Below are 16,277 nucleotides of genomic sequence, written 5' to 3' on the forward strand. Positions count from 1 at the left end.
TGGAAATCAGTGGAACTTCGCTGGCGCGGAGTTCGCGTCTTCCGGCAGTTCCGCATGGACGAGCTCGCCCAACGGATTCGGGAAAGCCGGCGCGCCGCAGTCTTCGCAAAACTCCGGCAGCAGCACGCCAGGAATATGACGCACCTCATGCACGCCATATTCCTTCAAGTGGGCTGCGATTTGGTCCACCACGCCTGGCTGGCTGTCATCTTCGCCCGTGTCGTCCTCGCGGCCATAAACCGGCCAGATGCAGCCATACACCACATCGTTGTTATTGCGGACCGTGAAGCCAACCCGGTATTCCTCGATGCGCGTCTCGCCGCAGCCTGCGACGACGGCACGCAGTTCCGAGGCGGACACATCCAGGGCGCCCTCCAGCCAGGTCACGGCCGCGCGCAGCGACATCGGGCGCACGCGCCGGTCCGCCTCGCGGTTGCTCACGTAGTAGGCATCCGGCAACAGGCACTCAATGCCGCATCCGGGCATCAACGTAGCGATCGTCGGCTGCGCCTGCGCCACCCACTGCGCCAGGCAAGCCTCGCGGCTGTTCTCCTCGACGCCGGGCGCTTCTTGCCAGCGGAAAATCGGCGCGCCCGCCGGCGTCGTCACCGATGCGACCACATAGCGCGTATCGGCCAGCATATTGGTGGGCTCATCGGCCTTGTTCATGGCGGGCTTGGGCGCATCCAGACCCAGGGCGTGATGCCCCAGTCGCTGCATCCACTGCCATGTTTCCGAAAACGTGCGAGGCATCTGGTCGATGCTCACCAACTGCGGCATCACCGCTACCTGGGTGCCCTCGGCCAGAACATGCCCATGCAAATGCGCCGCCAGCGTTTGACTTGCCGATTCGGGCAGCGGCCCGGTGGGAATCGTGTATCGCGTCCACGCGGCGATAGGAATCACAATCAACAGGACATCGTGCAGTTGACCCGCTTTCTCGATCTGCATCGATTCCGACAGTGTCTCGGCCTGCTCGATCAACACTTCATAAGCGCCAATATCCTGCTGCGCCAGATGCTCCAGCGCGGCCTCCAGCGTGGCGTCCTGCGTATTGCGCAACAGCTTCGAGATCGTATCGGCGAGCAACTTCTCCCAATACACATCCTCGACCCGGCTGCCGGAACGGCTTAACGACAGGGCGAGCGAGACCAGACGCGTCGCGTCACGGTTCAGGCGGGTAGAAACGGAGCTGCGGACTCGGACCATGTGTGATGAAAGGGCGTCAAAGAGAGGTTGGAACCCGCTAGTTTAACCCTGGTCCGATTTCGATCCGGACGGGGGAGGCGCTGAAATACTAGGTGTCGGCCGCAATGCAGCGAAGGCCTCCGAGGAGGCCTTCGCTTCACACGTCTAGCCAGCCATCAGGCCGCCAGCAACTGACGCAGCACAAACGGCAGGATGCCGCCGTGCACGTAGTAATCGACCTCGATCGGGGTGTCGATACGCAGCAGCAATTCGACATCCTGACGCGACCCATCCGCGCGGTGAATCGTCAAGGTCACATCCATCATGGGTTTGATGCCGTTTTCCAGACCCGAGATGTCAAACGTCTCGTTACCGGTGATACCCAGCGTGGCCGCGCTGTCGTCGCCCTTGAACTGCAGCGGCAGCACGCCCATGCCCACCAGGTTGCTGCGGTGAATCCGTTCGAAGCTGCGCGCCACGACCGCCTTCACGCCCAACAGCTGCGTGCCCTTGGCCGCCCAGTCACGCGAAGAACCCGTACCGTATTCTTCGCCGCCAAATACCACCGTGGGCGTACCCTGCGCCACATACTTCATCGCGGCGTCATAGATGGACATTTGTTCACCCGAGGGCTGGAACAGCGTTTCGCCACCCTCGAACCGGCTGCCGTCGGCCTTGGGCGGAATCATCAGGTTCTTGATGCGCACGTTGGCAAAGGTGCCGCGCATCATGATCTCGTGATTGCCGCGGCGCGAGCCATAGCTGTTGAAATCGGCCTTCATCACGCCGTGTTCCTTCAGCCATTTGCCCGCGGGCGAGGTTTCCTTGATCGAGCCGGCCGGCGAAATATGGTCCGTTGTCACCGAGTCGCCAAAAATGCCCAGCGCCCGCGCACCCTGGATCACCGGGATCGAACCCGGCTCCATGCCGAAGTCGTCAAAGAATGGCGGCTTGGCGATGTAGGTGGATTCGGGCCAGTTATACGTATCGCCCGTCACGCCCTTGATGTTCTTCCACAAATCGCCCGGGTTCGTCTTGACCTGACCGTAGTTGTCGCGGAACGCTTGCGGATCCAGCGCGAACTTCAGCAGCGCATTGACTTCTTCAGTGCTCGGCCAGATGTCACCCAGCCACACGTCGCCGTTCTTGCCTTGACCCACCGGCTCGGTCATCAGATCGCGCGTAATCGTGCCCGCCAAGGCATAAGCCACCACCAGCGGCGGAGAAGCCAGGAAGTTCGCCTTGATATTCGGGTGAATTCGCGCTTCGAAGTTACGGTTGCCCGACAACACCGCCGCGCACACCAGATCATTGTTGATGATCGCTTCGTTCAGCTCAGGCGCCAGATCGCCCGCGTTACCAATACACGTCGTGCAACCATAAGCGGCGATATCAAAGCCCAGCTGTTCCAGATACGGCAGCAGACCGGTCTTGGTCAGATACTCCGTCACCACCCGCGATCCAGGCGCCAGCGACGTCTTGATATGTTTAGGCACCGTCAACCCGGCTTCGACTGCCTTCTTGGCCAACAGGCCCGCAGCCAGCAACACGCTGGGGTTAGAGGTATTGGTGCAAGACGTGATGGCCGCGATCAGAATGTCGCCGTTCTTGATCGTCGTGCCATCGCTGGTGGTAAAGGTTTGATCCAGCTTTTCCGCCGGCTGATTAAAGCCGTTTTCCGCCGTCGGCTTGGAGAACAGATCCTTGAACGTGCTCTTCACATAGCCGATTTCGATGCGGTCCTGCGGACGTTTCGGACCAGCGAGCGAGGGCGCCACGGTGGACAGATCCAGCGTCAGCAGCTTGGTGTAGTTGATGTCGCGCGCGTCCGGCACGCCATACATCTTCTGCGCCTTGAAATAGGCCTGGAACGCAGCGATTTCCTCGTCCGTGCGGCCCGTGCCGCGGAAGTAATCGATGGTGCGATCGTCGACGGGGAAAAAGCCCATCGTCGCGCCATATTCGGGCGCCATATTGCCGATCGTGGCGCGCTCGGCCACCGACAGGCTCGCCGTGCCCGGTCCGCAGAATTCCACGAACTTGCCCACAACCTTCTCGCGGCGCAGCATTTCCGTGATCGTCAGCACCAGATCGGTCGCTGTCACACCACCGCGCAACTGGCCCTTCAGCTCCACACCCACCACGTCCGGCGTCAGGAAGTAGACCGGCTGACCCAGCATCCCGGCCTCGGCTTCGATACCGCCAACACCCCAGCCCACCACGCCAATACCGTTGATCATGGTGGTATGGCTGTCTGTGCCGACCAGCGAGTCCGGGTAGTAAATATTGTCCTTCTTGTGCACGCCGCGGGCCAGGTACTCCAAGTTCACCTGGTGCACGATCCCGAAGCCCGGGGGCACCACGCCAAACGTGTCAAAGGCCTGCATGCCCCATTTCATGAACTGGTAGCGCTCCTGGTTGCGCTTGAATTCCAGCTTCATGTTCAGATCCAGCGCGTCCTTCGTGCCGAAATAGTCGATCATGACCGAGTGATCCACCACCAGATCCACCGGCACTAGCGGCTCGATCTGCTTGGGATTCTTGCCCATCTTCTCGGCGACCGAGCGCATGGCCGCGATATCGGCCAGCAAAGGCACGCCCGTGAAATCCTGCAGCACCACACGCGCGACTACAAAGGGAATTTCATCCTCTCGCTTGGCATTCGGCTGCCAGTTCGCCAGCTGCCGGATATGCTCCTCGGTGACCTTCTGGCCATCGCAGTTGCGCAGCACCGACTCAAGCACGATGCGGATCGACACCGGCAGTCGCTGCACATCCACACCCAGGGCCTTGCCCAGGGCGGGCAGCGAGTAATGCTGACAGGTCTTACTGCCGATCTTGAAATTCTTCAGAGTATTGAACGTGTTATGCGGCATGATGGAACTCCGTGGGTGTTGGACCGCGTAAAGCTACCATTTTGTGGCGTTTTCGCGAGTTTGTCATGGTATGTTGACACAATGCGCGGCGTGGTGCGGTCTTATGTCTTATATCTTATATAAGACCTGGGTCACTCGTCAAAGTTCCCGAGCATCCGCCGCCGATGTCGATCAGCCATCCGGACATTTCCGATACTGCGCGCCAAACCGTTCAGCGCGCGCCTGCACAAGCTGTGCCACGCGCTTGAGCCACGCTTTTTTGTCGTAGCTACGATTGCGATAACCCGTCCAGCCTTCGTGATAATTCAGATACTGGCCGTACGCGTCCCACTTCGACACCCCATTGATGCGCTGGGTCTTGCTGATATACCAGCCCATGAAATCCAGTGAATCCGCTAAATTCTCGCGGCTGGCCATCCAGCCGCCAGCTTCGCGCTTATAGTCCGCCCAGGTTTCATCCTTGGCCTGGGCGTATCCGTAAGCTGTGCTGACGCGACCCCACGGGATAAAACCCAAGATGTAATAGCGTGGGGGGAGGGCATCATGTCGAAAGCTTGACTCCTGATACATCATGGCGAACGGCACCTGCACCGGCACGCCCCATTTATCGCGCATCTTGACCGCGGCCTTACGCCAGCTCGGCTTCTCCCGAAAAATCTCGCAGAGATCTTCTGGGTTCGATGGCGGGGTGGTTGCACACCCGCCCAATATCAGCAACAAACTCAATACCAACGGCCAGCGCGTCATGGCCTATTCCTCATCCGGGGGATGGGCGAATTCTAAGCGGTATGCGCGGTTGGTAGCGTCTGTTGCGCTGCAGCGCACCTACAAGAAAGCGAGCAAGCCACTGCCCGCCCCGGTCCGTCACACGCGCGCAGCAACGTCGCGTTTTAAAAATCCACCGACATCGAAAGCTTATAGACGCGCCCCATACCCTGCGTGAGCTGCCCGAAATCGTTGCCCACCGTCGCCCAGTAACGCTTATCCGTGACGTTATCCACCCCGGCGCGCCAGACCACCGCGTGCCCGTCGATCTTCGTCGCATACCGCGCACCCAGATCCAAGCGCGTCCATGCGGGTATCTTCGCCGTATTGTCGGCATTGACATACTGCGAGCCGCGCCGCTGCACATAAGCCTGCAGCGTCAGCCCCGTCAATTCCGGCACATCCCATTCCGCGCCCAGCACGGCCTGATACCTCGGCACGCCAATCGCATTATTGCCATCCTGACGCCCGCCCGCCGTGCCGCGCAGCTCCGGATCCATGAGTGTCACCCCGCCCAACAGCCGTACACCCTTGACCGGCTCACCATAAACATTCAGCTCCACGCCTCGGTTACGCTGCGATCCCGCTACCCCAAAAACGCCGTCCGAGTTCGTATAAGCCTCCGGCTTCTCGATCTGAAACACGCCCACATAGCCGCCGATATCTCCCAGATCGACCTTCACCCCCGCCTCAGTCTGCTTAGTGCGATAGGGCGCCAGCGTCTCGCCATAATTCACCGCGCCCAGCGGCGCCGAGTCGCCTCGAGTCAGCCCCTCGATATGGTTCACATAAAACGACACCTGTTCCCACGGTCGGATCACCAAACCATAGGCCGGCGTCCATACCGATCGATCATAGGTCGTATCGTGCACGCCCTCAGTGTTGTAGAGCTTGTCCTTAATCGTCTGCCGTCGCACCCCCAGGGTCAGAAACACCCGGTCATCCCAGAACGACAGCTGATCAGACAACGCCACACTGCTCAGGTTCGTGCGGCTGCTGATATGTGGATCGCCCATATCCCCGCCCGTAAACGTCGTGGCCGGGCGCGGGAAAGACTGCGGATCGTAAATATCAATCGGGCTAGCGTCGCTCATTTCCCAGGCCTGCCTCACGCGCGACTGCAGCCCAGAAAATCCCACATTGACTAGATGACCTACCGGCCCCGTCCGAAACTTCCCGCGAACCCCGACCTCACCGCTGACCGAGTCACGCGTATAAGGCACCGTCAGCCGAGCCACAGTGCCTTTACCATCCTCGTCCACCCGCGGCTGCCCATAATCGCCATGCTCGCGATCGTGACTCGTCCCGATCGCCGCATAGCCCATCCAGTCGCTGGAAAAATCATATTCCGCGCGCAGCACTCCGTAAGTGCTCTCCAACTCGCTATACGTCCACGGCTGCCCATAATTCAGCCGATTCGATGGCGGCGAGGGCACCCCCGTGCCAATCGGCACGATCGTGGGCCGGGGTTGCGAAAACCGATACTTCTGATACCCCGCATCCAAGGACACCCGCAGCTTCTCGCCCAGATAATCCAACCCGACCGTACCCACCGTCATACGTTCGCCCGCATGGTCGATACTCGTATCGCCATCCCGATGCGCCGCGTTAACCCGAATCCCAAACTCCTGGTTCTCGCCCCATCGACGCCCAATATCCACGCCCGCGCCGACCTGTGAATCACTCGTATAGTCCACCGTCGCCCGCGTCAGTGGATCCACCTCGGCCCGCTTGGGCTGAATATTGATCGATCCTCCCAACCCCGACCCGCCCGGCGCCGCGCCATTCAAAAACGCGTTAGCGCCTTTCAAAATCTCCACCCGCTCGACCATCTGCGTCGGCAACACCTGTCGGGGCAAAATCCCATACAGCCCGTTAAACGCCAGATCATCGTTATTCATCGCAAAGCCGCGGATGGAAAACGTCTGCGCCGAATTCCCGAACCCGTTCCCCACCTGCACCGACGAATCGTTCTTGACCACTTCCCCCAACGTGCGCGCCTGCTGATTCTCGATCAGTTTCGACGTAAAGCTCGTCACCACAAACGGCGCATCCATACTGTCCATATTGCCCAACACCCCCAACTGGCCACCCCGCGCCACCTGCCCACCCGCGTACTCAAGCGGTGTCGGCGCAGAAACACTCGCATCGCCCGTCACCGTAGTGGCTTCCAGTGTTGTCACACCCCCTTGAACCGTTTGTGCAAGACTGGGCGCTCCAGCGACCGCTCCCACGGCAAACCCCGTCCATAACGCAAGACAAAGCGGAGTAGGGCGCACACGGCCGGGCAAGAAGGGCGCACGGAGCGATGTAGTCTGGATAGGCATAGCCAGTAAACCAAAATAGGAATAAGAACGGGTTCGATTATCGTAAGCTCCAACTCACAAAGCAACTAACGTAACTCCCCGCAACAATCCCCTTCGCTCTCAGCCCCCAGCCCAGCCCCACAGACACAAACAAAACGACGCTCACCCAAAGACGCAGCAGCCGCTGAGCGGGGCGCGAGCGGTGGCGGCCCGTAGAGAAACGGGCAGTCCCGCAGGGACCGAGCCCCCTTGCTCATGGGGGCGAGCCGTTTCGACAGGGCCGCCACCGCTCGCGCCCCGATCAGCGGCGTCTCAAGAACTCAAATGAGTGCGCCACCAGTAATACCCACCGCCACCACGACCCAAACCCTCCACCCCACATAAAAAAAGCGGCCCCGGAAACCTCCCAGAGCCGCTCTTCCCACCACTACCGTGGCGTCAAGGCATAAACCAACAGCAATAAGGCCTTAAACCTCAATCACCGCCGCCACATCCTTGTAATCATCGATCTGATCAAAGTTCAAGTACTGATAGATCTGGTCGCCACTCTTATTAATGACCCCCATATCCGCCATGTACTCTTCCTTGGTCGGAATCCGCCCCAGACGCGAGCAGATCGCCGCCAATTCCGCAGAGCCCAGATACACATTCGTGTTCTTGCCCAAACGGTTCGGGAAATTCCGCGTACTCGTCGACATCACCGTCGCGCCTTCACGCACCTGAGCCTGGTTACCCATGCACAGCGAGCATCCCGGCATTTCCGTACGCGCACCCGCCGAACCGAACACGCCATAGTGACCTTCCTCGGTCAGCTGTTGCGCATCCATCTTCGTCGGCGGCGCCACCCACAGCTTCACCGGGATATCACGCTTGCCTTCCAGCAGCTTCGAAGCCGCGCGGAAGTGCCCGATGTTCGTCATGCAGCTGCCGATGAACACTTCGTCGATCTTCGCACCAGCGACTTCCGACAGCGTCTTCACATCATCCGGATCGTTCGGGCAGGCCACGATAGGCTCATGCACATCAGCCAGATCGATCTCGATCACAGCCGCGTACTCAGCATCAGCATCCGGCTCCAACAGCTTCGGATCGGCCAGCCACGCTTCCATCGCCTTGATACGGCGACGCAGCGAACGTTCGTCTTCGTAGCCATTGGCGATCATCCACTTCAACATCACGATGTTGCTGTTGATGTACTCGATGATCGGTTCCTTGTTCAGGCGCACCGAGCAACCCGCCGCCGAACGTTCAGCCGAAGCATCCGACAATTCAAACGCCTGCTCGACCTTCAGATCCGGCAGACCTTCGATTTCCAGAATACGGCCCGAGAAGATGTTCTTCTTGCCTTGCTTGGCAACCGTCAGCAGACCTTGCTTGATCGCATACAGCGGAATGGCGTTAACCAGATCGCGCAACGTCACGCCGGGCTGCATCTTGCCCTTGAAGCGCACCAACACCGATTCCGGCATATCCAACGGCATCACACCGGTCGCAGCGGCAAACGCCACCAGACCCGAGCCAGCCGGGAACGAAATCCCGATCGGGAAACGCGTGTGCGAGTCACCGCCCGTGCCCACGGTATCCGGCAACAGCATACGGTTGAGCCACGAGTGGATCACGCCATCGCCCGGACGCAGCGAAATACCGCCACGCGTGCTGATGAATTGCGGCAGCGTATGGTGCGTCTTCACGTCCACGGGCTTTGGATAGGCAGCCGTGTGGCAGAACGATTGCATCACCAGATCGGCCGAGAAGCCCAGGCAAGCCAGATCCTTCAGCTCGTCACGGGTCATCGGGCCGGTCGTGTCCTGACTGCCCACCGAAGTCATACGCGGTTCGCAGTACGTGCCCGGACGCACGCCTTGGCCTTCCGGCAGACCGCAAGCGCGACCCACCATCTTCTGTGCCAGCGTAAAGCCCTTGCCCGAATCGACCGGGTTCTTCGGCAGACGGAACAACGTCGAGGGCGGCAGACCCAGCGCTTCACGCGCCTTGGCCGTCAGGCCGCGACCGATGATCAGCGGAATCCGGCCACCGGCACGCACTTCGTCAAACAGCACATCCGACTTCACCTGGAATTCGGAGATCACTTCGCCGTTCTTCAGCGCACGGCCTTCGTACGGGCGCAGCTCGATCACGTCGCCCATTTCCATCTTGGAAACGTCCAGCTCGATCGGCAGCGCGCCGGCATCTTCCATCGTGTTGTAGAAGATCGGGGCAATCTTGCCGCCCAGGCAGACGCCGCCAAAGCGCTTGTTCGGCACGAAGGGGATGTCTTCGCCCGTGAACCACAGCACCGAGTTCGTCGCCGACTTACGCGACGAGCCGGTACCCACCACGTCGCCCACGTAGGCAACCAGGTGACCTTTTTCCTTCAGCGATTCGATGAACTTCACCGGACCGCGCTTGCCGTCTTCTTCGGGCTCGAACGCCGCGCCTTCGCGCTTGTTCTTCAGCATCGCCAAGGCGTGCATCGGAATGTCCGGGCGGGTGGTCGCGTCGGGGGCGGGCGACAGGTCGTCGGTGTTGGTTTCGCCGGGAACCTTGAAAACCGTGATGGTCAGGCTCTCGGGCAGCTCGGGGCGGCTCGTGAACCATTCCGCATCGGCCCAGCTCTGCAGCACGGCCTTCGCATTGGCGTTGCCCTGGTCGGCCTTTTCCTTCACATCATGGAAGGCGTCGAACATCAGCAAGGTCTTCTTCAGGCCCTCAGCGGCAATCGTGCCCACTTCGGCGTCGTCGAGCAGCTCGATCAACGCGCTGATGTTGTAGCCACCCAACATGGTGCCCAACAGTTCCGTGGCCTTGGCGCGGGTGATCAGCGCACACGACTCTTTGCCCAGCGCGACTGCTGCCAAGTAGGAAGCCTTAACCTTGGCGGCATCGTCCACGCCCGCGGGAACGCGATAGGTCAGCAATTCCAGCAGAAAGTCGGCTTCGCCGGCCGGCGGGTTTTTCAAAAGCTCGATCAGATCGGCGGTCTGTTGTGCCGATAGCGGCAGCGGGGGGATGCCCAGCGCGGCGCGCTCGGCAACGTGTTGACGGTACTTCTCCAGCATGAGGTAGCCTGCTCAAAAATCGGGTTGCGGGAAGGGTGATAGGCAGCGATTGTAGAGGGTGCAAACGGGTGGGGCAAGCGTCTTATATCTTATATAAGACCTGATCTCATTACGGCCGACGGACGAGCGCGTGGTACGCGTCGCGCCATTTCAAGCCCTCGTGCGGATCGCCGGCGGGCGTGTATTCGCAGCCGATCCATCCCGGATAACGGGCCTGCACCAAGGTCTCGAGCACCGCAGCCACGGCCGGGTCTGTGGGGTCAGGTTCGTGCCGCCCCTCGACGTGCGCAAACTGCACGTGATGCACCCACGGCAACAGCCGCCGCAGCGTGCCGTTCAGATCCAGCTTCTCTCGTTGGCTGTGATAGAAATCAAATTGCAGTCGCACCGCGGGGTGGTCAACCGCCTGCAGGATTTCCACCGCTTGATCCGCCACATAATAGAAATAGCGGGGCACGTCCTGGCGATTCAAGGCCTCCAACGTCAGCGTGATTCCCGCTTGCGCAGCGACCGGCGCCATGTGCCGCAAATTGGCGATCAGCGTGGCTTCATGTTGCGCCCGGTCGCCACCCTCGGGCACTTGACCCGCCATGACATGGATGGCTCTGCATCCGGTTGCCTGGCACACCGCGAACGCCTGCCGCAGACCGGCCTCGAACTCGGCTTCACGACCGGGCAAGCTGGCGAGACCTTTCTCCCCGTTTGGGCCGAGCGGGGTATTGATCAGCACCAACTTCACGCCATGCGCCCGCAAGAGCGCAGCAAGCGCTTCCGGCTCCATGTCGTAAGGAGCCAGAATCTCCACTCCTTCGAATCCGTCTTGCGCCGCCGCTTCAATACGTTGCGCCATCGGCAGGCCGGGGTACAACAAAGACAAGTTCGCCGCCAGTTTCATCGTCGATCTTCCTTACAGCACGCGGGTTTCGTGGTGGACTTGCGGACCTTGCTCGACATGCGGCCCGATCAGTTGGCGCCATTCCGTGAATTCATCCGACGCGCGAAACTCCACGAGATGACTATCCACCGTTTCCCAAGTTACGACCAGCGTGTATTGCCGCGGATTCTCCACGCCGCGATGCAACTCCAAACCGTGGCAGCCTTTAGAACGCAAAAACAAGGGCTTTGCCTGGGCAACGGCTGCCTCGAATTGGGCTTCGTGCCCCTCGGCAATCAGAATGCTGGCGATTTCATGGACCATGGATATACCTCTTATATATATTGTTGGAAAGAAACGGCTAGGATCACGCAGCGTGCCTCAAAGTATGATCACGCTGTACCCGTGACTTTAGCGCAGGAGCCGCCATGCACTATCTAATGTTTTACGATCTGACCCCGGACTACCTCGAACGACGCGGGGCCTACCGCGTAGAGCACCTGGCACTCGCGCGCGCCGCCGCGGAGCGTGGCGAGCTCGTCCTTGGCGGTGCGCTTGCCGATCCGGCCGACCAGGCGATCCTGCTTTTCAAGGCCGATTCACCCGCCGTCGCGGAAGCCTTCGCGCAGGCCGACCCCTATGTCAAAGAAGGGCTCGTCAAACAATGGCGCGTGCGACCGTGGACGACCGTGATCGGCGATCTCGCCGAGCATCCCATTCCTGCATAGCGTCGTTCAGCCCGGCGTCAGTAACCATCGCAGGCTGGCGGTGTGGCGGTTCCAGGGCTTATGATGGCCGGCTCACCGGCCCTCGCCAGTCTTGCGACATCGATCCCCATGCCCTTTACTCATCTGCTGCTGGCGCTGACGGTTGTCTTCATCTGGGGGACGAACTTTGTCGTCATCAAGTGGGGGCTGGATGAATTTCCGGCGTTCCTATTTGCCGCTTTGCGCTTCGCACTTTCAGCGCTGCCCTGGGTATTTCTCCTGCGCCGCCCGGCCGTACCGTGGAGTTTATTGATCCGCGCGGGTTTATTGCTCGGTGTCGGGCAATTCGGCCTGGTGTACTGGGCAATGCGCCACGACATCTCTCCGGGGCTGGCCTCTTTGGTCGTGCAGGCTCAGGTGTTCTTTACCATCCTCATGACGATGGTGATCAATAGCGAACGCATTCGCGGGCTGCAGATCGCTGCATTGATCTGCGCGACCTGTGGTTATGCGCTGGTGGCCTGGTATAGCGCCACGGACGCTACGTCGGCCATCACGCTCCTAGGTTTTGGTCTGGTCATGACTGCTGCCTTTTGCTGGGCATGCACGAATATGACCATGCGGCGCGCTGGGCGCGTCAATATGCTGTCCTTTACCGCGTGGAGCTCGCTCTTTTCGGTGCCACCTTTGCTGCTGATCAGCCTCATCGTCGATGGTCCCACTCACATCATGCACGCGCTCACCCATGCCAGTGTGACGGGCTGGCTGTCAGCGCTATGGCAAGGGGTAGGCAATACTGTGTTCGGATTCGGCGTCTGGGGTTGGTTGCTCGCGCGCCACCCTGCCGCCACCGTGACACCCATGGGACTGCTAGTGCCGATCTTTGGCATTCTGTCATCCGCAGCGCTATTGGGCGAAGCGCTGCCCATGTGGAAGATTCTCGCGGCCGCACTCGTACTGGGCGGTTTGGCCTTAAACATCTACGCCAGCCGGTCAGGAGGAAAGCGGTAACCTCCAGGCGTCACGGCCAGCCGTTGCGGTCTTTGTTGTCGTATTGAAATATGAGCGGTATCGATCACCTGTTGTACCTCGCATTTGTCGCGCTGGCCTCCTACGCCCAGACGATGACGGGCTTTGCCTTTGCGCTGATCTTGCTTGGCTTAACCGGCCTGTTTTCCTTGGCCACGCTTCCCGAAATGGTCAACGCCGTCAATATGCTCACGTTGGTCAACGCTGTGGTGGCGCTACGTGGAGCGGGACACGAACTCGATTGGCGCATGATGCGCGCACCTATGATAGCCAGCCTGATTGGCGTCGTGGGTGGCGTGATGGCGCTGGAGTGGATCGCCGGGAATGCGGCGCTCCTGGCGCGCGCGCTCCTAGGTCTCACCATCCTCGTCTGCGCGCTGCTACTCGTGATACGCACACGTCCGCGAGAGCGCCTTTCCTCCCGTTCTTCGTTTATCTCGTTCGGATTGGTATCAGGTCTGTTAGGCGGGCTTTTCTCCGCAGCCGGTCCACCCATGGTGTATCACCTGTACCGGCAACCCTTGCCACTGGCCCTTATCCGAAACAGCCTGCTGATTCTTTTTGCCGCCAACGCGACATTACGACTCGGTCTGGTCGCCGCGAGCGGCAACCTCTCCTTGTCTTCCGTCTGGCTCGCTGCCGAAGCCTTGCCCGTAGTTGTCATGATGAGCGCCTGGGCGCGCCACCGTGCTCGAGCCAGCTCAGTGCAGACGGTGAAAAGGCTGGTGTTCGTGCTGCTGTTGGCGTCGGGCTTAGGGTTGTTAATTCCCGCGCTGAGTAGTTTGCTGTCCTGATTTCGGTCGATCTGCTCCATCATCGTCCCCAACTATCGACGGTGCGTTCCCCGGCGCTAACACCATGGTCGACGGCGTAGACAACGGCAGTTTGGCCTCGGCCAAGCGCTGCAAGACCTCGTAAAGCAATGCACTGCGCACACCGTACGCGTTACGCGGTGTGCTCACATAGCCCTTGGCGTTAAACAGCAGTCGTCCATTCTCGATACCCTCCAGAAACACCTCCGGAGGCGGAGATTCCAACACACCTTCATTAGCCGTAAACGCCTCCAGCAATATCTCGCGTACGCGTTGCACATCCGTGTCGAACGGCATGGGCAGCTTTACCTGAACCACACCGATAGGGTTCTCGTGCGTGACGTTACGCACAGTCTTCGTAATGAACTCGGAATTCGGAACGATCACCGTGGAACGGTCCCCCATCTGAATCTCCGTCGCGCGTACGTTGATCCGCTGAATATCGCCTTCCAGCCCGCCTAGTGACACCCAGTCGCCTACTTTGACAGGCCGCTCTGCTAATAGGATGAGACCCGACACGAAATTCTGCACCACGGCTTGCATCCCGAAGCCGATGCCCACCGACAGCGCGCTGGCGATCCACGCCACTCTTTCCAGCCCGAGGCCCAATGCCGATAACGCCAGCGCGACCGCCAGTACTACGCCCGCATAGCCGAACAATGTCGCCGCCGAAAGCTGCATGCCCGGGTCCAACGCCGTCGTGGGCAGATAGCGGTTCGCCAACCATTTCTTCAATACCCGCACGCATATCAGGCATACCGCCAGCACGGCAAACGCCTGCATCAGCGCGCGAGGCCGTAGTTGCACCTCGCCGATTTGCAGCCCGCCCAGCACCAGGTTCATCCGGTGCATCAGATCCGATGGGCCATTACCAAAAGGCGCCACCAACAGCGACACGGCGAGAAACCCAACTGTCACGCGGCCCATCCCTGCAAGCAGTACAGCAGCCTGTCCGTGGGAGCGCTTGGCCGTTTCTTCATCATTGCGCGGCGCAGGGGTCAGTAGCGTCGTAAACCCATCCGCAATGAGGATGGACAGCAAATAGGCCGAACACAACACGGCCAACGTCCACATCGCCTGCTTGACCAGAAAACTGCCAAACGCCACGTAGCCGGCCAAAATGCTGGCAGTGCTACAAATCAGTGTGACCCAGGCAATCGCCGCCATCACCGCCAACCACAAAGGCCGATGCACTGGTGTGGCTCCTTCACCCTTTAGTTCTGCCCGGGTGACGATTTGCCATCGCCTCAATCCCCAGCCCAGCGTTGCCGTCAGCATGAGGGCGGTCAACGATGCCGTCAGAATAGTGCTGGTCAGGCTGGTGTTAATGAGAATCGGCAGATGGTCTCCCAACCAGATCAACATCACCAATATCGCCACTGCGGTGGGGAAATGGCGTAGGGCCCGCGCCAGATTGTCCGAAATGTTAGGCAGGCGCCAACTCGAACGGACTGGCGAGAGCAAGGCACGCCCCAGGCCTGCGACATAGCCAGCGAAGCAGGTCACGATCGCCAGATTTTGCAACAGTGTCAGCGTGTCATTGTCCAGCGTAGCGTTCCAGGTCAATCCTAAATAGAGAAGACCGGCAATGATGCCTGGCGTGGCCGAGGTCAGGACGACGATGCCGATCGCCAAAAACGACCGACGCAATCGCCCCGGGGGAACGCGCGTCGCGGTGATTCGCAGCAACCAACGACTGCATGCTTTGCGTAGAAACAAAGTCGCGATAATCGCTGCAGCCAGCCCGGCCCAGATCCCCGAATCCGTGGCTGCCGCGGACTTCCTGAGTTCCGCTCCCAAGTCTCGCAGTCGACGCCAGTCACGCGGCAGATCGCCCCGCAGCTCGCGCCAATAAGCATCCCCCAGGATGGAATCCCGCCGCTCGCCCAACTGAGCTTGAAACTGATTACGGCGCAGACCAGAAATTTGCTCCGCGGTTTGGGCAGCTTCCACCGCGAGTAGGCGCGCCAACTTGGTCTGGGCATCTAGTTTGCGACTGTCTTGCTGCAGTTGCGCACGCTGTGCCGCGACATCGGCTGCCTCGCGCGCACCCTCTGGAGCCTGCCCGAGTTGCGACAAGCGGGCCGTTACATCTGCCAACTGCGGCGCAAGCGACTCGGCCAGACCAGTCGCTTCGGACTGTATATCCAACACCTCGTTGCGCCACCGCACTAACTCGGCGTCCGCTCCGCCGTCGCTCAGGTGCTCCCGAATTTGATCGATCTGCTTGCGCGCCTGTGACAGGGTTGCGTCGACGTCTGCAGGCTCTGGGGGGCGCTCATTCGAGGCGGCGCTTGCGTAGCCTAGCCCCAAAACCAATATCAGCAGCATTCCAACAAAGAATTGGATCAAGCCAACGCGCGACCCGCGCGAGAGCATCAACATGGCGTGCAGACCTTGAGATTCAGATAGATCAAGCAGCATAGCAAGGCAGACGCACGACTGTTGCAACAAAAATCGGCGTTCGTGACGGATAGGAAACAGTCAGCGGGATCGCCCCTCTATATATAGAGAGAGCAGGGCAGCACGAGTCACCTATAGAAGGACACGCCTCGTTAATTGAAGTTTTTTCGTCCGATTTGCCACAGGCCTCAAAATTCGTGTATAGTCTCGTTCCTTCGCTGCTCGAACACGAATTTACGGGTTCAGGCGGTGGGGCCG

Annotated in this window: 11 protein-coding genes; 3 read left to right on the top strand and 8 right to left on the bottom strand. The window is 60.1% G+C overall.

Features of this window, described 5'->3' with window-relative positions; all coding sequences use genetic code 11:
- Positions 1–6 precede the first annotated feature (6 nt).
- The 7 genes from GOQ28_RS12725 to GOQ28_RS12755 all read right to left on the bottom strand — a co-directional run bounded on the left by GOQ28_RS12725 (position 7) and on the right by GOQ28_RS12755 (position 11,392).
- Entirely contained in the window at positions 7–1,209 is a 1,203-nt protein-coding gene (locus GOQ28_RS12725; RefSeq protein ID WP_160356708.1) for a DUF2863 family protein, read from the bottom strand.
- 155 nt (positions 1,210–1,364) lie between these two features.
- Positions 1,365–4,064: an aconitate hydratase AcnA gene (gene acnA / locus GOQ28_RS12730; protein ID WP_160356709.1), complete on the bottom strand. Its 2,700-nt coding sequence runs from the start codon at positions 4,062–4,064 to the stop codon at positions 1,365–1,367.
- Between the two features lie 171 nt (positions 4,065–4,235).
- On the bottom strand, positions 4,236–4,811 hold the full coding sequence (locus GOQ28_RS12735) for a transglycosylase SLT domain-containing protein (protein ID WP_160349059.1): 576 nt from the start codon (positions 4,809–4,811) through the stop codon (positions 4,236–4,238).
- 143 nt (positions 4,812–4,954) lie between these two features.
- Positions 4,955–7,012, bottom strand: a complete 2,058-nt coding sequence (locus tag GOQ28_RS12740; protein ID WP_160356710.1) for a TonB-dependent siderophore receptor — start codon at positions 7,010–7,012, stop codon at positions 4,955–4,957.
- Between the two features lie 590 nt (positions 7,013–7,602).
- Positions 7,603–10,194 (bottom strand): bifunctional aconitate hydratase 2/2-methylisocitrate dehydratase, encoded by a 2,592-nt coding sequence (acnB, locus tag GOQ28_RS12745; protein WP_160356711.1) that lies wholly within the window; start codon positions 10,192–10,194, stop codon positions 7,603–7,605.
- Between the two features lie 109 nt (positions 10,195–10,303).
- Positions 10,304–11,089 (bottom strand): hydroxypyruvate isomerase family protein, encoded by a 786-nt coding sequence (locus GOQ28_RS12750; RefSeq protein WP_160356712.1) that lies wholly within the window; start codon positions 11,087–11,089, stop codon positions 10,304–10,306.
- A 12-nt stretch (positions 11,090–11,101) separates the two neighbouring features.
- Positions 11,102–11,392, bottom strand: a complete 291-nt coding sequence (locus GOQ28_RS12755; RefSeq protein WP_160349220.1) for an antibiotic biosynthesis monooxygenase family protein — start codon at positions 11,390–11,392, stop codon at positions 11,102–11,104.
- A 104-nt stretch (positions 11,393–11,496) separates the two neighbouring features.
- Here GOQ28_RS12755 and GOQ28_RS12760 point away from each other — a divergent pair, with 104 nt between their 5' ends.
- From GOQ28_RS12760 to GOQ28_RS12770, 3 genes are all read left to right on the top strand, one after another.
- Positions 11,497–11,796 carry a YciI-like protein gene (locus GOQ28_RS12760; protein ID WP_160349221.1) on the top strand — a complete coding sequence of 100 codons (300 nt, stop codon included), beginning with the start codon at positions 11,497–11,499 and terminating at the stop codon, positions 11,794–11,796.
- A gap of 108 nt (positions 11,797–11,904) precedes the next feature.
- Positions 11,905–12,786, top strand: a complete 882-nt coding sequence (locus GOQ28_RS12765) for an EamA family transporter (protein ID WP_160349222.1) — start codon at positions 11,905–11,907, stop codon at positions 12,784–12,786.
- A 50-nt stretch (positions 12,787–12,836) separates the two neighbouring features.
- Positions 12,837–13,598, top strand: coding sequence for a TSUP family transporter (locus GOQ28_RS12770; RefSeq protein ID WP_160356713.1), 762 nt, complete (start codon positions 12,837–12,839; stop codon positions 13,596–13,598).
- Here GOQ28_RS12770 and GOQ28_RS12775 read toward each other — a convergent pair.
- On the bottom strand, positions 13,566–16,001 hold the full coding sequence (locus GOQ28_RS12775) for a DUF3772 domain-containing protein (RefSeq protein WP_442862102.1): 2,436 nt from the start codon (positions 15,999–16,001) through the stop codon (positions 13,566–13,568). The two genes, GOQ28_RS12770 and GOQ28_RS12775, sit on opposite strands and share 33 nt — an antisense overlap.
- Positions 16,002–16,277: the final 276 nt, after the last annotated feature.

Source organism: Bordetella sp. 02P26C-1 (assembly GCF_009763255.1).
Classification (GTDB): domain Bacteria; phylum Pseudomonadota; class Gammaproteobacteria; order Burkholderiales; family Burkholderiaceae_B; genus Bordetella_A.